The sequence below is a fragment of the Pseudomonas putida W15Oct28 genome, from assembly GCF_000708715.2.
Taxonomy (GTDB): domain Bacteria; phylum Pseudomonadota; class Gammaproteobacteria; order Pseudomonadales; family Pseudomonadaceae; genus Aquipseudomonas; species Aquipseudomonas putida_R.
This window is the reverse complement of record NZ_JENB01000112.1, coordinates 1-249: the sequence shown is the minus strand read 5'-3', so window position 1 is coordinate 249 and position 249 is coordinate 1. Positions and strand designations below refer to the sequence as shown.

Genomic DNA, 249 nt, shown 5'->3' with positions numbered 1-249 from the left:
AGCTCGCCACTGAATATAAGTCGCTGACCCATTATACAAAAGGTACGCAGTCACCTAACAAAGTAGGCTCCCACTGCTTGTACGCATACGGTTTCAGGATCTATTTCACTCCCCTCTCCGGGGTTCTTTTCGCCTTTCCCTCACGGTACTAGTTCACTATCGGTCAGTCAGTAGTATTTAGCCTTGGAGGATGGTCCCCCCATATTCAGACAAAGTTTCTCGTGCTCCGTCCTACTCGATTTCATTGAT

The 249-nt window shown here is 47.8% G+C and carries 1 rRNA gene; it reads right to left on the bottom strand.

The annotated features are described in order from the left end of the window. Window positions 1-249 (bottom strand): 23S ribosomal RNA (locus AK81_RS27640); the annotation flags it as partial.